General features: G+C 69.6%; 16 protein-coding genes, 1 tRNA gene and 1 pseudogene. 11 read left to right on the forward strand and 7 right to left on the reverse strand.

Going from position 1 to position 17696, the window contains the following annotated elements:
* Nucleotides 1-302: 302 nt before the first annotated feature.
* Nucleotides 303-431, forward strand: a complete 129-nt coding sequence (locus C1703_RS39755) for a DLW-39 family protein (protein WP_003999697.1) — start codon at nt 303-305, stop codon at nt 429-431.
* A gap of 220 nt (nt 432-651) precedes the next feature.
* A complete protein-coding gene (locus tag C1703_RS19855; protein ID WP_114254138.1) occupies nt 652-1947 on the forward strand; it encodes a hypothetical protein in 1296 nt (431 codons plus the stop codon).
* Nucleotides 1948-1979: 32 nt separating this feature from the next.
* Here the strand turns inward: C1703_RS19855 and C1703_RS19860 are convergent.
* Nucleotides 1980-3816, reverse strand: a pseudogene (locus C1703_RS19860) (serine/threonine-protein kinase).
* A 232-nt stretch (nt 3817-4048) separates the two neighbouring features.
* Entirely contained in the window at nt 4049-4597 is a 549-nt protein-coding gene (locus tag C1703_RS19865) for a DNA-binding protein (RefSeq protein ID WP_114254139.1), read from the reverse strand.
* A 182-nt stretch (nt 4598-4779) separates the two neighbouring features.
* Here C1703_RS19865 and C1703_RS19870 point away from each other — a divergent pair.
* Nucleotides 4780-4852: transfer RNA gene (locus C1703_RS19870), tRNA-Ala, on the forward strand.
* Nucleotides 4853-4992: 140 nt separating this feature from the next.
* Here the strand turns inward: C1703_RS19870 and C1703_RS19875 are convergent.
* Nucleotides 4993-5694: a DUF5324 family protein gene (locus tag C1703_RS19875; protein ID WP_114254140.1), complete on the reverse strand. Its 702-nt coding sequence runs from the start codon at nt 5692-5694 to the stop codon at nt 4993-4995.
* A 325-nt stretch (nt 5695-6019) separates the two neighbouring features.
* On the opposite strand from C1703_RS19875, the gene C1703_RS19880 reads away from it, so the two are divergent.
* Nucleotides 6020-6547, forward strand: coding sequence for a peptidylprolyl isomerase (locus C1703_RS19880; RefSeq protein ID WP_114254141.1), 528 nt, complete (start codon nt 6020-6022; stop codon nt 6545-6547).
* Between the two features lie 102 nt (nt 6548-6649).
* Nucleotides 6650-7540 carry a rhomboid family intramembrane serine protease gene (locus tag C1703_RS19885; RefSeq protein WP_114254142.1) on the forward strand — a complete coding sequence of 297 codons (891 nt, stop codon included), beginning with the start codon at nt 6650-6652 and terminating at the stop codon, nt 7538-7540.
* 257 nt (nt 7541-7797) lie between these two features.
* Here the strand turns inward: C1703_RS19885 and crgA are convergent, their stop codons facing one another.
* Nucleotides 7798-8052, reverse strand: coding sequence for a cell division protein CrgA (gene crgA, locus C1703_RS19890; protein WP_114254143.1), 255 nt, complete (start codon nt 8050-8052; stop codon nt 7798-7800).
* Between the two features lie 139 nt (nt 8053-8191).
* Between crgA and C1703_RS19895 the strand changes: the two genes are divergently transcribed.
* Genes C1703_RS19895 through C1703_RS19920 form a run of 6 tightly spaced genes read left to right on the forward strand, consistent with a single transcriptional unit; the run spans nt 8192 to nt 12485 of the window.
* A complete protein-coding gene (locus C1703_RS19895; RefSeq protein ID WP_114254144.1) occupies nt 8192-8971 on the forward strand; it encodes a DUF881 domain-containing protein in 780 nt (259 codons plus the stop codon).
* 24 nt (nt 8972-8995) lie between these two features.
* The gene (locus C1703_RS19900) at nt 8996-9673 is read left to right on the forward strand and encodes a class E sortase (protein ID WP_114254145.1); all 678 of its coding nucleotides are present in this window, start codon (nt 8996-8998) and stop codon (nt 9671-9673) included.
* Nucleotides 9674-9726: 53 nt separating this feature from the next.
* The gene (locus C1703_RS19905) at nt 9727-9888 is read left to right on the forward strand and encodes a hypothetical protein (RefSeq protein ID WP_010032594.1); all 162 of its coding nucleotides are present in this window, start codon (nt 9727-9729) and stop codon (nt 9886-9888) included.
* Nucleotides 9885-10523, forward strand: coding sequence for an aminodeoxychorismate/anthranilate synthase component II (locus tag C1703_RS19910; RefSeq protein ID WP_114254146.1), 639 nt, complete (start codon nt 9885-9887; stop codon nt 10521-10523). The genes C1703_RS19905 and C1703_RS19910 overlap by 4 nt, the downstream gene beginning before the upstream one ends.
* Nucleotides 10520-11722 carry a class E sortase gene (locus C1703_RS19915; RefSeq protein WP_114254147.1) on the forward strand — a complete coding sequence of 401 codons (1203 nt, stop codon included), beginning with the start codon at nt 10520-10522 and terminating at the stop codon, nt 11720-11722. Before C1703_RS19910 ends, C1703_RS19915 begins: the two co-directional genes overlap by 4 nt.
* Nucleotides 11723-11735: 13 nt before the next feature.
* Nucleotides 11736-12485, forward strand: coding sequence for a class E sortase (locus tag C1703_RS19920; RefSeq protein ID WP_114254148.1), 750 nt, complete (start codon nt 11736-11738; stop codon nt 12483-12485).
* A gap of 85 nt (nt 12486-12570) precedes the next feature.
* On the opposite strand, the gene pknB is transcribed toward C1703_RS19920, so the two are convergent.
* The 3 genes from pknB to C1703_RS19940 form a co-directional block, all read right to left on the reverse strand.
* The gene (gene pknB, locus C1703_RS19925) at nt 12571-14583 is read right to left on the reverse strand and encodes a Stk1 family PASTA domain-containing Ser/Thr kinase (RefSeq protein ID WP_114254149.1); all 2013 of its coding nucleotides are present in this window, start codon (nt 14581-14583) and stop codon (nt 12571-12573) included.
* 168 nt (nt 14584-14751) lie between these two features.
* Nucleotides 14752-16227: a penicillin-binding protein 2 gene (locus C1703_RS19935; RefSeq protein WP_114254150.1), complete on the reverse strand. Its 1476-nt coding sequence runs from the start codon at nt 16225-16227 to the stop codon at nt 14752-14754.
* Entirely contained in the window at nt 16224-17675 is a 1452-nt protein-coding gene (locus tag C1703_RS19940) for an FtsW/RodA/SpoVE family cell cycle protein (protein ID WP_114254151.1), read from the reverse strand. Before C1703_RS19940 ends, C1703_RS19935 begins: the two co-directional genes overlap by 4 nt.
* Between the last annotated feature and the right edge of the window lie 21 nt (nt 17676-17696).

Here is a 17696-nt window from a genome sequence, read left to right on the forward strand (position 1 = left end):
TCCTCATGATGTGTATGGGGGCCGAGAAGTGGTGGACCGACGCCCGTGGCGCGGCGATGTTCAGATGAACACCACTCGTATGGACGCAAGCGGGGTGAAAAGGTGAGGAGAGCGGAGGAGGTGGGTCAAAGTAACCGTCCGTCGGCGTGTGCTCACCCTCCGGTTCGGAGCGACGAACTCCGCTTCTATCCGGGTCTCCCGGACGGGAGTTGAGGGCCGACTCAGGTCACCGATCGGTATCGGTCGGTGTGTATAGTCGGGCGCCAGAGGTCCCCTACGTCAAGGAAAGACGAGGTCGCGCGGTGAAGAAGCTTCTCCTGGTCGCACTGGCCGCCATCGGCGGGCTCCTCGTGTACCGCCAGATCCAGGCGGATCGCGCCGAGCAGGATCTGTGGACGGAGGCGACTGACTCCGTGCCCACGGGCTCCTGAGTCACGACATCCCATACCGAGCACACCCCGGCCGCCCCGCGGTCGGGGTTTTGTGTGTCAAGGGACAGCCGTGATCCGCATCGGCGGGGCAGGATGGGCCGCGGTGCACGGTTCCGCGGTGCACGGTTCCGCGGTCGACGGTGAGGGGTGGCGCGTGAGGGGACGGTGTCGGTGTCGTACGGCGTGGGGGCGTGCGGGCGCGTGGCGCGGTCGTCCGCCGGTGGCCGTACGCCTGGGCGTCGTGGCGGTGGTGCTGGGGACGACGGCCGCCGTGGCGCCGGGCCAGGCCGCCCTGGCCGCCGCGGGGGCTTCCGGTACGGCGCTGACGCCGAGCCCGTACGCCTTCGCCGACGGCGCCCGGAGCGTCGAGGGCGCCAGGAGCACCGCGGACGCCGTCCTTCTGAAGCCGGGAACGGCCTACAAGAGCTCCCTCCCGAGCAGCGGCAAGGTCAACTACCGCCTCGAACTCGACGCCGCCTCGAACGCGTACGTCTCCGTCACCGCCGTCCCCTCCCCCGGCAGCACCGTCTCCGTCATCGACGGGATCAAGGTGTCCGTGCAGGACGCCGAGGGCAACTCCTGCTCCGACGACAGCGAGACCTTCGGCGCCGCCCGCAGCCCCCACCCGATCGCGGCATGGGGCAGGCGGGAGATCGCGCCGAACAAGTCCCTGTGCCAGAAGAGCGGTGCCTACTACGTCTCCGTCGAGCGCGCCGACCCGGAGGGCAAGGGCTCCTCACCCGACACCTGGGACCTGGAACTCCTCGCCACGACGGAACCGCGGACGGCGCGCACCGGGGCGACCACCGCGCCCGAGGCGTGGAACTCCGCCACGCCCCAGCCGCTCCAGGGAGACTTCGAGCGCCGCCCGGGCGGCGCCGGGTTCTCCGAGGCCCGGCCCCTGGACCAGGGCGTCTGGCGGGACGACATCCGGCCCGGCCAGACGCTCTTCTACGAAGTGCCGGTCGACTGGGGACAGCAGCTCGCCGTCACCGCCGACCTCGGCAGCTCGGACTCCGGCGGCACGCGCTACACGCCCGACGCGCTGGACCTGGCCCTCTACAACCCCGCGCGCGGCCCCGTCGCCGACGTGGGCGTCGGCTACGACGGCGATCAGAAGTCCGGCAGCCTGCCGCCCCTGCCGCCGGTCGACCACGCCAACCGCTACGCCGTCACCCAGCAGGTCAGCGGCATGCGCTTCGCCGGCTCCTACTACCTGGTCGCCCACCTCTCGGAGAGCGTCGCCGAGAGCTTCGGCGACGGGCCGTTCAAGATGACCCTGCGGGTCCGGGTGGCCGGGGCTACCCAGGCAGGGCCCGGCTACGCGGGGGAGTCCGAGCCGAAGGGCGTCTTCGAGGTCTCGGACGAGGACCGGGAAGCGGCGGCGGAAGGCGTGGCCGCGGGCGACGACACCGCGATGCGGGCGGTCGCCGTGGGCGGGATCGGCACCGGGAGCGCGCTGCTCGTGGGGCTCGGGGTGTGGACCGTGGTGGCTCGGCGGCGGAGCGCCGCGTAGGCCGGGCGCGGCGGTTCGACGACCGCGTCCGCTCAGATGCGGCTCAGCGCCCAGAAACCCACCGCGTAACAGGCGAGGGCGAGCAGCAGCAGCGGCACAGCCACCTTGGCCGGCGGGCCGGGGCGGCGGCGCTGCCGTTCCGCGCGGTGCCGGGAGGCCGTCCGGCCCGGCGGTGGGGACTGCAGGGACTGGGGGGTCTGTAGGGGCTCCGGGGAACGTGCGGTGTACGTGGCTGTGGTGGCGTCGGCGTGTTCCTGTGCCAACAGGTAGCCATGTGGGGCGGGGTAGGGCGGCGGGAGCGGCTGCGACGGGGACGGCGGGTACGTCGGGTCGTAGGGGGAGACGGGAGCCTGCTGCTGGGGCCGAAGCTGTGCGGAGTGCGGCTGACCGGTTGCGGGGGAGGGCGGCGGGGAGGGCGTGACCATGGCCTGCGGAGGCGGCAGGTGGAAGCTGCCCGTGTCCGACATGGAGGACGGGGGTGAGGCGGTGAACGGGGCGGGCGAGGCCGTCGGGGTTGCCGACGCCGCCGGCGGGTCGGTGTCCTGGCGGGGATCGGGCTGCACGGCCCCTACGGCCGGAGTGCCGGCCCCTGTGGCCGCAGGGGCGCCGGCCCTCATGCCCGGGGCGTCCGCCCCTGCCCCTGGGGTGCCCGCCCCTGCACCCGGCCTGCCGGCCCCGGCCCCTGGGGCGTCGCTCGTGCCCGTGATGTCGGCGCGCTGCCACGAGTCCTGTCCTGCCGGAGTCCGGGCGCCCTGCCGGGGCTCCTGCTCGCCCCCCGTCCCCGCGCCCGCCCCCGGGCCGGACCGCGACGCGTCCGATGCCGCGCCGGGCCGCTCCGCGCCTGACGCCGAACCCGAACCCGACGCCCAACCCGACGCCGAACCTGAACCCGAACCCGAGCCCGAACCCGAGCCCGACGCCGAACCGGACACCGACCCCGGCACCGACCCCGGTGGCTCTTCTCCCGGGCCCAGCCCCCCGCGCTCTCACCAGCGGCCCCTCCGGCGCGAACCCGGAGGGCAGGGGGCCGAGTTGGTCGAAGATCTCGATCAGTTCGTCGTCCGGGCCTGGTTCCGGGAGGAGTTCCGCCGCTGCGGCGAGGGCCTTGCGCGCCCCCGTGGCCGTACGGAACCGCGCCTGCGGGTCCGGCTGGAGCAGCGTGGCGATCACCTGCCACAGCGGCTCCGGGACGCCCTTGGGCGCGCCGGGCGTCCCGTGCTCGGCGAAGTACTGGATCAGCGCCTTGCTGTCCGGCTTGGCACCCTCCAGCAGGTACAGCGCGACGAGCCCCACGGCGAACAGGTCGGCGGGGAAGTCCGGCTCAGCGCCCATCATCTGCTCGGGCGCCAGGTAACCGGGCGTCCCCACCACGAGGTTGGTCTCCGTCAGCCGGGGCTCGCCCAGCCGCATCGCGATGCCGAAGTCGGACAGCCGCAGCCGGGGCCGGCCCGTGCCGGTGGCCTCCAGCAGGACGTTGGCGGGTTTGACGTCACGGTGTACGACACCCTCCGCGTGCACCGCCGACAGCCCGGACAGCAGCTGGTCGAGCAGGGTGCAGACGAAGGCCGGCGGGAGGGGGCCGTAGTCCCCGACGAGATGGACGAGGGAACCGCCGGCGACCAGGTCCATGGTGAACAGGACCTTGTCGTCGTCGGCGGCCCAGCTGGTGGGGGCGAGCACATGGGGGTGGTCGATGCGCAGGGCCTGTTCGCGGACGAAGCGCAGCAGCGAGTGCGCGTCGCTCTGCAGCAGGACCTTGGCGGCCACATAGCGGCGGCGGCGGTGGTCCCAGGCGCGCCAGACGGCGCCCACCCCTCCGCGTCCGATCGGGTCGACCAGTTCGTACCGGCCGGCGAAGACCTCACCCATGGCTGTACGTCGCTCCTCCCCCTGTGGCTTCCCCCCTTGCTTCCCCCTCGACGGGCGGTACGACTCCCCGCCGGGCGGAACGACTCCCCCGATGAGCGATACACATCCCCCTGGCGTCGACCGGTCCCCCGTACGGGACACGCCCCCTCGTGCCCGTCCGTACCGTGACGCGACCCCCGTTCACTTCACCCGCTGCCCGCTGCCGAACCCCCTTCGGCGCCGGGCGGCGGGATCAGCTCTGGTGGGACTGGTAGTGCGCGACCGCGTCCGAGGTGCGGCCCGCACCGTACACCCGGAGGAACTCTGCCAGTTCCGGGTGGCTCGGCGCGAGGGTGTCCGCGGCCTCGATGATGTCGCCTGCCGCCGCGACCGAGCGCAGCAGCGACTGGATCTCGCGGACGACGCGTTTGACCGTGGGCGCCCCCGAACTGCTCGTCGTCTGCGTGGTGTTGCTCAGCACCGAGCCCCCCTGTGACTTCTTGATCTCCTCCATGCGCTCGGTGGCCTCGGCGGCGCTCACGCTGCCGTCCGCGACCTGCCCCGCCAGGTCCTGCAGCAACTGCACGCGCTGCACCACGGCCGGGTTGCCGATCTTCGCCCGCTGACCGCTCATCAGCTGCGACAGCATCGGAGCGGACAGTCCCAGAACCCCCGCGAGACGAGCCTGGTTGAGACCAAGATCGTCGATGAGCTTACGGAAGAGCGCCCCCAGCGGCTCCCCGTACCAGTTCCGCTGCAGTTCCCGCGCTCTCGCGGTCGCTTCCTGCTGTGCGGCGTCCATTGCGTCTCCCCATCGCTTCCCCATGTACGGCGGTTCGCGGTAGCGAACCACGCCGAGCATCTTACGGAGAGTGGTCGGCGACGGGGACCCCTAATCTTTTTGCGGAATCACGGGGGTGACCCGGTACTCTGGTCTCCGACGCTCGCCGGTACGCGGTTTCTTCCGGTCGGACGTCTTCTTCCGGGGCCTTAGCTCAGTTGGTAGAGCGCTGTCTTTGCATGGCAGATGTCAGGGGTTCGACTCCCCTAGGCTCCACCCCTGGAAATGCCCTCTGAACTGCGGAAACGCAGCGCGGAGGGCATTTCGTGTTTCACGTGAAACAGCACGGCGGGGCGGAAGACCCGAGGCCGAGCCTCAAGGCTTCCGCTCCGCCGTGCTCTGCGATCCGGCGACCGTCAGGAACGGTCGTCGCGCTGGGCGGCCTCTTCCTCGGCCTCCTTGGCCTGGACCTCCGGGTCCAGCGCCGACTGGCCGCTGCCGTCCACGGCGGACAGCCGACCGGACTCGGGGACCTCCGTCGCGGCGGGCGGCTCGACCAGCCAGTCCGGGTTGGCCTGCTTGTCCCACCACTTCCAGGCGGCGAAGGCGCCGCCCGCGACGGCACCCAGGATCACCAGCGTCTTCATGGCCTTGCCGGCCCTGGCCCGCCGTTCATGCCTGCGGACCAGCCGCTGGATCTCCTTGGACGAGACCTGGCCGCGCAGTGCGGCCATCGCGGCCGCACTCCGGGCCGCGGCCTCGGTCGTGACGGGGACGGCCGCGGCCATCGCCTGCTCGATCCTCGGCCGGGAGTACTCAGCCGCCTGACGGGCGGCCTTGCGGGTACGGACGGCGGCCTCCTGGGCGGCCTGGTCGACCTTCGGCGGCACATGCGTGCGGGCCTGCTCCAGATACGGCTGCACATGAGTGCCGTACTGGACGCGGGCCTGCCCGGCGGCCTGCGTCACCTTGGGCGCTAGCCGTACGCGTGCCTCGTGTGCGTAGTGCGCGGCCCTGTCCTTGGCCGTGTCGGCGTAGGGCGCCACCACTTCCGCGGCGTGCAGCACGCTGTCCTTCGCCGAACCGGTCGCGGCGCGCACGCTGTCGATGCGGGTCACGGGTTCCTCCTCCTCGGTGGCGTACGGTATTTCGACTTTCCACCCTTTTACGGATCATGCCTGCCCGGGCGCTTCGCGCCATGCCAGACGGGCATACGGGTGCCGATGGAGTTGATCGAGTACAAGAACGGATGAACAGGGGTCAACGTGAGCTTGTCGTCGACAATGCCACGGATCGCCACCGCGCGCCCCCGCCCCGCGACTACTCGACTGGTTTTCCGCAGCCGCTCGGCCCGGTTTACCTCCGGTGAACGGAGGTCGGGCGACGTCGGGCCCCGTCCATGCGAGGATCAGGGAGTCACGGAAAGACAACGGAAGGCAGATCGTGGCTGAGCAGCTCTACGCCACCCTGAAGACCAACCACGGCGACATCGAAGTCCGGCTTCTGCCGAACCACGCCCCCAAGACGGTCAAGAACTTCGTCGAGCTCGCCCAGGGCGAGCGGGAGTGGACGCACCCCGAGACCGGGGAGAAGTCCACGGACAGGCTCTACGACGGCACGGTCTTCCACCGGGTGATCAGCGGTTTCATGATCCAGGGCGGTGACCCGCTGGGCAACGGTACCGGCGGCCCCGGCTACCAGTTCGAGGACGAGTTCCACCCGGACCTGCGCTTCGACAAGCCCTACCTGCTGGCGATGGCCAACGCCGGCCCGGGCACCAACGGCTCGCAGTTCTTCATCACCGTCGCCCCGACGGCGTGGCTGAACCGCAAGCACACCATCTTCGGCGAGGTCACCGACGCCGCCAGCCAGAAGGTCGTCGACACCATCGCCTCGACCCAGACGAACCCGCGCACCGACCGCCCGGTCAACGACGTGGTCATCGAGTCGGTCGTCGTCGAGACCCGCTGAGCGCGAAAGCTCCCACAGGGAACCAATCGCCCCGCTCATCCGTAAGGATGAGCGGGGCGGGGCTTTGCCCACCACGGCTTTCATCACGACCTAGGGGATCTCATGGACGACCAGGCTGCGGGCAGCCCGCAGGACGCCCACAGCGTCCCCACGTGCTATCGCCACGCGGACCGTGAGACCGGCATCCGCTGCACCCGCTGCGAGCGGCCGATCTGCCCCGAGTGCATGGTCAACGCCTCCGTCGGCTTCCAGTGCCCCGAGTGCGTCCGCTCCGGCTCCGGCACCGGCCACGCGCCCACGGCCGCCATGCCCCGCACGATCGCCGGCGGCACCATCACGGCCGACCCCCGCCTGCTGACCAAGATCCTCATCGGCATCAACCTGGCGGTGTTCATCGCCGTCCAGGTCAACGAGTCGCTCCTGAACGACCTCGTCCTGCTCGGCGCCTGGCCGCCCGCGCCCTACCTGCCCACCCAGGGCGTGGCGGGCGGTGAGTGGTACCGCATGGTGACCTCGATGTTCACGCACCAGGAGATCTGGCACATCGCGTTCAACATGCTCAGCCTCTGGTGGCTCGGCGGCCCCCTCGAAGCAGCCCTCGGCCGCGTCCGCTACCTCGCGCTCTACGTCATCTCGGGACTCGCCGGCAGCGCCCTGGCCTATCTGCTGACCTCGCCGAACACCGCCACCCTCGGCGCCTCCGGCGCGATCTTCGGCCTGTTCGGCGCGACGGCCGTCCTGATGCGGCGGCTCAACTACGACATGCGGCCGATCATCGCGCTGCTGGTGATCAACCTGATCTTCACCTTCAGCCCGGGCTTCAACATCTCCTGGCAGGCCCACATCGGCGGACTCGTCGCCGGTGTCGCCGTCGGGTACGCCATGGTCCACGCCCCGCGCGAGCGCCGCGCCCTCGTCCAGTACGGCACCTGCGCGCTGGTCCTGGCCGTGGTCGTGCTGTTGACCCTGTTGAGGACGGCCCAGCTCACCTGAGCGCAACCGTTGTCCACAGCGGGTGGCGGATCTTGTGCATAGGGTGCGGGAACACATGTGCCCCCTGTCACCGACCCGCATTTCCGCAGGTCAGGCAGGGGGCGAACAAGTTTTCGAGTTGCGGTACTTCCGTCATACCGGCGTCAACGCCCAGCGAGTTATCCACAGATCGTCGTTTCTTTTCCACCTGTGGACAATGGCTGTGGATAACTCAGCGAACAACCCTGGGTAGAGCTGCGTTCACCTTCCGGTGACCGCTACTTCCACTGCGTCGAGACGCCGAATCCGGCCGCGATGAAGCCGAAGCCCACCACGATGTTCCAGTTGCCCAGCGCGTCGATGGGCAGCGAACCGTCGGTGACGTAGAAGACGACGATCCAGGCCAGCCCGATGAGGAACATGGCCAGCATGACGGGCGCGACCCAGGCACGGCTGTCCAGCTTGAGCGCGGTCGTCTGCTTCGACGGCGGCGGCGTGTAGTCGGCCTTCTTGCGGATACGTGACTTCGGCACGAGGGTCTCTCCTGTCGATGCGCTGCGTGGCCGCGCAGGTAACTGGGTCGGTCTCGGGGCAGCGTAAGGGGACTCCGATTGCTCCCCCGGGCGTCCGTTAGCGTAGTGCTTCCGCCGCGCCGAAGGAGATAAGGGTACGTTGAGCAATTCTGCCGACTCCCCCGGGACGGGATCCACCCCTGGGCGCGCGCGCCGTTTCCGGCCCGTGCGGATCCTCACGGCGGCCGTCTTCGCTCTCGCCGGGCTGATCTTCTTCACCAGCTTCAACACGGCCAAGGGAACCGACATCCGCACGGACGCCTCGCTGCTGAAGCTGTCCGACCTGATCCAGGAGCGCAGCCGGGAGAACGGCCGGCTGGACGAGACGAACGGCGCCCTGCGCAAGGACATAGAGGCGCTGGCGGACCGGGACGACGGGTCGACCAAGGCCGAGGACGCCAAGCTCGCGGCTCTGGAGAAGCGCGCGGGCACCCAGAAGCTCAAGGGCGAGTCCCTGACGGTCACGCTCAACGACGCCCCGCCGGACGCCACCGCCAAGCTCCCCGGCTACCCCGAGCCGCAGCCCGACTACCTGGTCATCCACCAGCAGGACCTCCAGGCCGTGGTGAACGCGCTGTGGCAGGGCGGCGCCAAGGGCATCAAGGTCATGGACCAGCGGCTGATCTCCACGAGCGCGGTGCGCTGCGTGGGCAACACCCTGATCCTCCAGGGCCGCGTCTACTCACCGCCGTACAAGATCACGGCGGTCGGCGACCCCGGGAAGCTGAAGAAGGCGCTCGCGGCGTCCCCGGCGATCCAGAACTACATGGTCTACGTCAACGTCTACGGGCTCGGCTGGAAAGTCGAGGAGAACGGCCCGGTGACTCTGCCCGGCTACTCGGGCACAGTGGATCTGCACTACGCGAAGCCCGTGGAGTAGGAGCCCAGGCCGGGGGAGCCGCCGGTGCGCGTGATCGTCAGGACCGTCAGCGAACTGTGCATCACCGTCGGCAGCGTGATCGTGCTGTTCGTCGTCTACGTGCTGTTCTGGACCGGTGTGCGGGCCGACGACGTCATGGACGACCAGATCGACCTGCTCCACGAGGAGTGGTCGAAGCCCCGTCCGCCGGGCGGGACGGCCACCGGGAGCCCCGCGAAGCCGGCGCCGTACGCCGAGGGCAGGCCTTTCGCGATCATGTACATCCCGCGTCTTGGTTTCACGTGGAACAAGCCGGTGCTCGAAGGCACCGCCACCGGCACCCTGAAGAAGGGCCTCGGGCACTACGCGGAGACCGCCCAACTGGGGCAGAAGGGGAACTTCGCGGTCGCCGGCCACCGCCGCACCCACGGTGATCCCTTCAAGGATTTCCCCAGGCTGCGGCGCGGTGACGCCGTGGTGCTGACCGACGGCACGACGTGGTTCACGTATCGGATCGACAAAGGCCCGTACAAAACAGTGCCCTCGGACATCGAGGTGATCGACCCTGTCCCACGTACATCCGGGTACACGCGTTCGGGCCGCTATCTGACGCTGACCACGTGCGACCCGGAATGGGGGCACAGTCATCGGCTGATCGTCTGGGCGCACCTGGACTCCACCCAGCCTGTGGAGGCAGGGAAACCTGAGGCGTTGCGCCGTTAGTCTGGTGGCTGTACGGCGTAGGTCTGGTGCCGTGGTACGACGGAAGGGACGGCATGTACGGCTGGATCTGGCGGCATCTGCCGGGGAACACATGGGTGAAGGCGTTGATCTCACTCGCCCTGGTCGTGGCCGTGGTCTACGTGCTTTTCCAGTACGTCTTCCCGTGGGCGGAACCGCTGCTGCCCTTCAACGATGTGACGGTGGACAACCAGTGAGCGCGCGCATTCTCGTCGTGGACAACTACGACAGCTTCGTCTTCAACCTGGTCCAGTACCTGTACCAGCTGGGCGCCGAGTGCGAGGTCCTGCGCAACGACGAGGTCTCGACGGCACACGCCCAGGACGGCTTCGACGGCGTCCTGCTCTCCCCGGGCCCGGGCACGCCGGAGGAGGCGGGCGTCTGCGTGGACATGGTCCGGCACTGCGCCGCCACGGGCGTCCCGGTCTTCGGCGTCTGCCTGGGCATGCAGTCGATGCAGGTGGCGTACGGCGGTGTCGTGGACCGGGCGCCCGAACTGCTGCACGGCAAGACCTCGCTGGTCGAGCACGGCGGCCGGGGTGTCTTCGCCGGCCTGCCCTCGCCCTTCACGGCGACGCGCTATCACTCCCTGGCCGCCGAGCCGGCCACGGTCCCGGCCGAACTGGAGGTCACGGCCCGGACCCACGACGGCATCGTGATGGGCCTCAGGCACCGCGAACTTCCGGTGGAGGGCGTGCAGTTCCACCCCGAGTCGGTGCTGACCGAGCACGGGCACCGGATGCTGGCCAACTGGCTGGTGGAGTGCGGCGACGAGGGCGCGGTGGCGAGGTCGGCCGGGCTCGCCCCGGTGGTGGGCAGGGCCACGGCGTGACGGCGCTGCGCCCCGAGCGCGAGTCCGACACCTCGTACGGGCAGCAGTCGTACGGGGTGCCGGGTGCGTTCGAGGACTGGTCGGGCGGAGGGGCGTACGGTGCGCCCCCGCAGCCGGGGGCGCAGCAGCAGCCGTACCCGCCGGAGCCGGAGCCGCAGTCGTACGAGCCGGCGCCCGAAGCCCGCTCGCCCCGGCCGCAGTCGTACGAGCCGGCGCCGGAGCCGTACGCGGCGGCGTCGTACGAGCCCGTCCCGGAGGAGCCGTACGGGCCTCCGGTCGACGAGGAGACGGTGGCGCTGCGGATACCGGATCCGCCGCCCGCGGCCGGTGAGCCCATACCGGGCTCTGCGGCCGCCGGCGGTCCGCGGCACGACGGAGGGACCCACGGCGGCCGGGCGGCCCGCAGGAAGGCCGCCAAACGCCGTCACGGGCGCCGTGGCGGCGGCCCGGACACCCGCCCGGCGGAAGAAGAGTCCCGGGCGCCCCTGTCGCGGGTCGAGGCGCGGCGGCAGGCGCGGGCGCGCAAGCCGGGCCCCGCGGTCGTCGCCAGCCGGGCCATAGGCGAGGTGTTCATCACGACCGGCGTGCTGATGCTGCTGTTCGTCACCTACCAGCTGTGGTGGACGAACGTGCGGGCGCACGCGCAGGCCGGCCAGGAGGCCAGCAGCCTCCAGGACGACTGGGCGAACGGCAAGCGCAACCCGGGGACGTTCGAGCCGGGGCAGGGCTTCGCCATCCTGCACATCCCGAAGCTGGACGTGGTGGTGCCCATCGCGGAGGGCACCAGCAACAAGGGCGTCCTGGACCGGGGCATGGTCGGCCACTACGCCGAGGGCGCGCTCAAGACGGCCATGCCCAGTGACAAGACCGGGAACTTCGGGCTCGCGGGCCACCGCAACACCCACGGAGAACCGTTCCGGTACATCAACAAGCTCACGCCCGGCGACCCGATCGTCGTGGAGACCCAGGACGAGTACTACGTCTACAAGATGGCGTCGATCCTGCCGGTGACGTCGCCGAGCAACACGAGCGTCCTGAACCCGATCCCCGCGGGGTCGGGATTCACCGAGCCCGGCCGCTACATCACGCTGACCACGTGCACGCCGGAGTTCACCAGCAAGTACCGGATGATCGTCTGGGGCAAGATGGTCGAGGAACGGCCGCGCAGCAAGGGCAAGCCGGATGCGCTCGTCAGTTAAGGGCAGATGACCAGTGGCAGCGACCACCGACACGGACCACGAAGAGCACACCGGCGCGGCGTCGCGGCGGCCTGCGGCGCGCCGCAGGCCCGGCCCGATCGCGCGGGCGGTCAGCGTCTTCGGGGAACTCCTCATCACCGCGGGCCTGGTCCTCGGCCTGTTCGTCGTCTACTCGCTGTGGTGGACGAACGTCATCGCCGACCGTACGGCCGGCAAGCAGGCCGACCGGGTCCGTGACGACTGGGCGCACGGCCGGGGCGGGCCCGGGGCGCTGGACACGAAGAACGGCATCGGCTTCCTGCACGTGCCCGCGATGAGGAACGGCGAGGTCCTGGTCGAGAAGGGCACGTCGAACAAGATCCTCAACGATGGTGTGGCCGGTTACTACACCGAGCCCGTCAAGTCGGCCCTGCCGATGTCGGGCAAGCCCGGCAACTTCTCCCTCGCCGCCCACCGCGACGGCCACGGGGCCAAGTTCCACAACATCGACAAGATCAAGAAGGGTGATCCGATCGTCTTCGAGACGAAGGACAAGTGGTACGTCTACAAGGCCTTCGCCATCCTTCCCGAGACCTCGAAGTTCAACGTCAAGGTCCTCTCGCAGATCCCGAAGGAGTCGGGCAGGAAGAAGCCCGGGCACTACATCACGCTGACGACCTGCACGCCGGTGTACACGAGCACCTACCGGTACATCGTGTGGGGCGAGCTGGAGCGGGTCGAGAAGGTGGACGCGGACCGGACACCGCCGAAGGAACTGCGCTGACGGGACCTGACGGAGACCTGACGGAGAACGGGAGAGCCCCGGCACCCTCACGGGTGCCGGGGCTCTGTGCGAGCGGGGTGCCGCGTCAGTCGTCGCCGTTGAGGCCGCCGAAGATGCCGCCGTTGCCGCCGCCGCCGTTGTTGTTGCCGCCGTTGTTGCCGAAGCTGACGGTCTGGAGCGTCACCGTCGTGCCGGCCGGGTCGTCGACCTCCTGGTTGCCCTGGGGGTCCTGGCCGGCGACGAGGGCGTTGTCGCTCTGGTCGCTGCCGTTCGCGAACTGGATGTTCGTGAAGCCGGCCGCCGCCAGGGTCTGCTTGGCCTGACCGACGGTCTGGCCGACGACCTGCGGGACGCGCGTCTTCTGCTGTTCCTTCTTCTTGCCGATCTGGATGTTCACCGACGAGTTCTTCTCGACCGAGGTACCGGCCTGCGGCGTGGTCTGGATGACCTTGCCGACCTGGCTGTCGTCGTCGGTCTCGACCTCGGTGCAGTTGCCGACCAGGTCGCTGGCCTGCATCTGCTGCTTGGCCGCGTCACAGCTCTGGCCGAGGACGTCCGGGACGGTGGACTTCGCGGCTTCCTTGGCGACGGTCAGGGTGATCGTGGAGCCCTTCTCCTGTTCCGTGTCGCCGTCGGGGTTCTGCTTGATGACCACGCCGGGTGTCCGGTCGGACTCCTCCGTCTTCTGCTCGACGTTGAAGCCCTTGTCCTCGAGCTGGGCCGCTGCCTTGTCGTAGGTCAGGCCCGTCACGTCCGGCACCGTCACCTTGGGCGCGCCCGTCGACACCACCAGGGCGATGGTGTCGCCCTTCTGGACGTCCGTACCGGCCTTGGGGTCCTGCGAGCAGATGTTGCCCTTGGCCTGGTTGTCGCAGGGCTTCTTCGAGAACGTCAGTTCCAGGTCGGAGTTGGCCGCGAGTTTCCGGGCGCTCTGTTCGGTCTCACCGACGAGGTTGGGCGCCGGGAACGTGCTGTCGCCCCCGTCGCCGCTGAACGCCCACCGTCCGATGAGGATCGCGCCGACCAGCACGAGGATGCCCGCCACCACGAGCAGGATCGTCGAGGTGCTGGACTTGCGCTGCTGTCCGCGGCGCCGGTCGGGGCGGTCGTCGTAGCCGTAGCCGCCCTCGTCCGGGTTCATGGGGGGCAGCATCGACGTGGCGCCCGCGCCGGAGTCCGCGCGCAGGGCCGTCGTCGGCTGGTCGTCCGGGTAGCCGCCGTAGCCCACGGAGCCCATCGCGGCCGTGGCCGCGACCGGCTGGCCGTCGAGGCAGGCCTCGATGTCGGCGCGCATCTCGTCGGCCGACTGGTAGCGGTAGTCGGGGTCCTTGACGAGCGCCTTCAGCACGATCGCGTCCATCTCGGGCGTGATCTCGGGGTCGAAGACGCTCGGCGCCTGCGGTTCCTCCCGGACGTGCTGGTAGGCCACGGCCACCGGGGAGTCGCCGACGAAGGGCGGGCGGACGGTCAGCAGCTCGTACAGCAGACAACCGGTGGAGTACAGGTCGGAGCGGGCGTCGACCTGCTCGCCCTTCGCCTGCTCCGGCGAGAGGTACTGGGCGGTGCCGATGACGGCCGCCGTCTGGGTCATCGTCATGCCGGCGTCGCCCATGGCGCGGGCGATGCCGAAGTCCATCACCTTGACCTGGCCGTTGCGCGTCAGCATGACGTTCGCGGGCTTGATGTCGCGGTGGACGATGCCGTTGCGGTGGGCGTACTCCAGGCCCTGGAGGATGCCGATGGTCATCTCCATGGCCCGCTCCGGCAGCAGCTTGCGGCCGGAGTGCAGGAGCTCACGGAGTGTGGAGCCGTCGACGTACTCCATCACGATGTACGGGATCGACACGTTGTCGATGTAGTCCTCGCCCGTGTCGTAGACCGCGACGATCGCGGGATGGTTGAGCGAGGCGGCCGACTGGGCCTCCCGGCGGAACCGGGCCTGGAAGGAAGGGTCGCGCGCGAGGTCCGCGCGGAGCGTCTTCACCGCCACGGTGCGGCCGAGGCGGGTGTCATGCGCGAGGTAGACCTCCGCCATGCCACCACGCCCGAGCACCTGGCCCAGTTCGTACCGGCCGCCGAGGCGACGCGGCTCTTCCATAGCTACCTACCAGCCCTCTCCGTCGGTCCCGACCGGAAGCTTGTACGGTCGGAGGCTGCCGTCCGGGCCTACCGTACCCGGCTTGTTTTGTGTGACCTGGCCAAGCCCGTCAGCCGATACAGGACCGGTATCGCAACGTGCACCGATGTGAAGCAGACGTGAGCGGGGTCACTTCTTGCTCTCGATGACCGCCTCCATCACGTTCCTCGCGATCGGTGCCGCGAGGCCACCGCCGGAGATGTCGTCACGGACGGCGTTGTCGTCCTCGATCACGACCGCCACGGCGACCGGCGCTGTGCCGTCCGCGCCCTTGGCGTAGGAGATGAACCACGCGTAGGGGTTCTCGCTGTTGTCCACGCCGTGCTGGGCGGTACCGGTCTTGCCGCCGACCTTGACGCCGGGGATCTTGGCGTTGGAGCCCGTGCCCTTGTCGACGACCGTCTCCATCATCGACTGGAGGAGCTGGGCGTTCTTCGCCGACAGCGGCTGGCTCATCTCCTCGGGCTCGGTCTTCTCGATGGTGTCGACGTTCGGAGCCTGCAGCTCGTCGACCATGTACGGCTTCATGAGGGTGCCGTTGTTGGCGACGGCCGAGGCCACCATGGCCATCTGCAGCGGGGTCGCGGCGGTGTTGAACTGGCCGATGGAGGACAGCGCGGTCTGCGACGGGTTCATGTCGTCGGAGAACACCGACGCGCTGGAGCGGACCGGCGTGAACTGCTCCTCGGTGAAGCCGAACTTCTTGGCCATGTCCAGCATCTTGTCGTTGCCGAGGTCGGAGCCGATCTTGCCGAAGACGGTGTTGCAGGAGTACTGCAGCGCCACGCGCAGCGTCGCGTTCTTGCAGGGGATGTTGCCCTCGTTGGGCAGCTTGGTGGTGGTGCCCTCCATGACCCAGGGGTCGGGCGAGTCGGTCTTCGCGTCCGGGTCCGGGTACAGGCCGTCCTCCAGGGCGGCGGCCGCGGTGACGACCTTGAAGGTCGAGCCGGGCGGGTACGTCTCCCGCAGCGCCCGGTTGAGCATCGGGTCGTCGGGGTTGTTCTTCTTGTCCAGCTTCTTCCAGGCCTTGGCGTCCTCTTCGCTGTTGCCCGCGATCGACGAGGGGTCGTACGACGGGTAGGAGGCCAGCGCCAGGATCTTTCCGGTGGACGGCTCCAGCGCCACCACCGCGCCCTTGCCGCCCTGCTTCTTCAGGCCGTTGTAGGCGGCCTTCTGCGCGTCGGCGTTGAGCGTCGTGACGACGTTGCCGCCCTCCTTCTTCTTGCCCGTGAGCATGTCGAGCGTGTTGCGGAAGAAGAGCCGGTCGTCGTTGCCGGTGAGGATGCCGTCCTCGATGGACTCCAGCTGGTTGGCGCCGAAGGCCTGCGAGACGAAGCCGGTGACGGGCGCCCACATGGGGCCGTCCTTGTAGGTGCGCTTGAACTTGAAGTCGCCCGAGGTGGTCGTGGCGTGCCCGGTGATGGGGTCGCCGCCGACGATGATGTCGCCGCGCGGTGAGGCGTAGCGCTCGATCGAGACGCGTCGGTTCTTGGTGTCGGTCCTCAGCTCGTCGGCCTTGACGTACTGGATCCAGTTGTCGCGGATCAGCAGTGCCAGGACGAGCAGGCCGCAGAAGATCGCGATCCGGCGCAGGGGCTTGTTCATGACGGGCGGACCACCTGGGTCATCTCGGCGTCGGGGTTGGCGGCGGGAGCGGGGGCCGGGCGTCGGGCGGTGTCGCTGATGCGGAGCAGGATGCCGATCAGCGCCCAGTTGGCGATCACGGAGGAACCGCCGTAGGCCACGAACGGCAGCGTCATACCGGTCAGCGGGATGAGGCCCATGACACCGCCGGCCACGACGAAGACCTGGAGGCCGAAGGCGCCGGACAGGCCGATGGCCAGCAGCTTGCCGAACGGGTCGCGGGCCGCGAGCGCGGTGCGCACGCCCCGTTCGATGATCAGGCCGTAGAGGAGCAGGATCGCCATGACGCCGGCCAGGCCGAGCTCCTCGCCGAAGGTGGCGAGGATGAAGTCGGAGTTGGCGGCGAAGCCGATGAGGTCGGAGTGGCCCTGCCCGAGGCCGGTGCCGAGGGTGCCGCCGGAGCCGAAGGCCCACAGCGCCTGCATGGCCTGCTCGGAGTGGACGACACCGTCCTGGACGCCCGCGCGGGACAGTTCGAACTCGCGCATCGGGTTGAGCCAGGCCTGCACACGCGTCTGGATGTGCGGCTCGAAGCTCGCCACGCCGACGGCGCCGACCGCGGACATCAGCAGACCGAAGACGATCCAGCTGGTCCGCTCGGTGGCGACGTACAGCATGATGACGAACATTCCGAAGAACAGCAGCGACGTACCGAGGTCGGTCTCGAAGACCAGGATGAGGATCGACATCACCCAGACGACGAGGATCGGACCGAGGTCGCGGCCGCGCGGCAGGTACAGGCCCATGAAGCGGCGGCTGGCCAGGGCCAGGGCGTCCCGCTTGACCATGAGGTAGCCGGCGAAGAACACCGCGAGGGCGATCTTCGCGAACTCACCGGGCTGGAGCGTGCCGAGGCCCGGGATCTTGATCCAGATCTTGGCGCCGTACGTCGGGGCGCTGAGGCCGGGGATCAGCGGCATCACGAGCAGGAGCAGGGCCGCGGCCATGGAGATGTAGGTGTACCGCTGGAGGACCCGATGGTCCTTCAGGAAGATCAGCACGACCACGAGCAGGGCGACGCCCATCGCCGAGTACAGCAGCTGGCGCGGTGCCGCCTCGACGAAGGTCCTGCTCGCCTGCAGCTTCTCCGACTGGTCCAGCCGCCAGATGACCACCAGGCCGAGCCCGTTGAGCAGAGTGGCCAGGGGCAGCATCAGGGGGTCGGCGTACGGGGCGAACTTCCGGACGACGAGATGGCCGACGCCCGCGAGGAGACCCAGCCCGAGCCCGTAGCTCAGCAGGCCCGGAGGCACCGAGTCGTTGATGGCCAGCCCGACGTTGGCATAGGCGAACACCGGGATGACGACGGCGAACAACAGCAGCGCCAGCTCGGTGTTGCGTCGGCTCGGGGCGCCGATCGCGCCGATCGTGGACGTGTGGTGCGTCGGCGAGTTCGTAGTACTGCTCATCGTGTGACAGGGCCTCTCACG

This window comes from Streptomyces sp. Go-475, from assembly GCF_003330845.1.
GTDB lineage: Bacteria > Actinomycetota > Actinomycetes > Streptomycetales > Streptomycetaceae > Streptomyces.

Coding starts and splice junctions, on each gene's coding strand:
- C1703_RS19905 (WP_010032594.1), top strand. CDS start 9,727: ATGTACGGCTGGATCTGGCGGCATCTGCCGGGGAACACATGGGTGAAG.
- C1703_RS19940 (WP_114254151.1), bottom strand. CDS start 17,675: ATGAGCAGTACTACGAACTCGCCGACGCACCACACGTCCACGATCGGC.
- C1703_RS19865 (WP_114254139.1), bottom strand. CDS start 4,597: ATGGACGCCGCACAGCAGGAAGCGACCGCGAGAGCGCGGGAACTGCAG.
- pknB (WP_114254149.1), bottom strand. CDS start 14,583: ATGGAAGAGCCGCGTCGCCTCGGCGGCCGGTACGAACTGGGCCAGGTG.
- C1703_RS19935 (WP_114254150.1), bottom strand. CDS start 16,227: ATGAACAAGCCCCTGCGCCGGATCGCGATCTTCTGCGGCCTGCTCGTC.
- C1703_RS19885 (WP_114254142.1), top strand. CDS start 6,650: ATGGACGACCAGGCTGCGGGCAGCCCGCAGGACGCCCACAGCGTCCCC.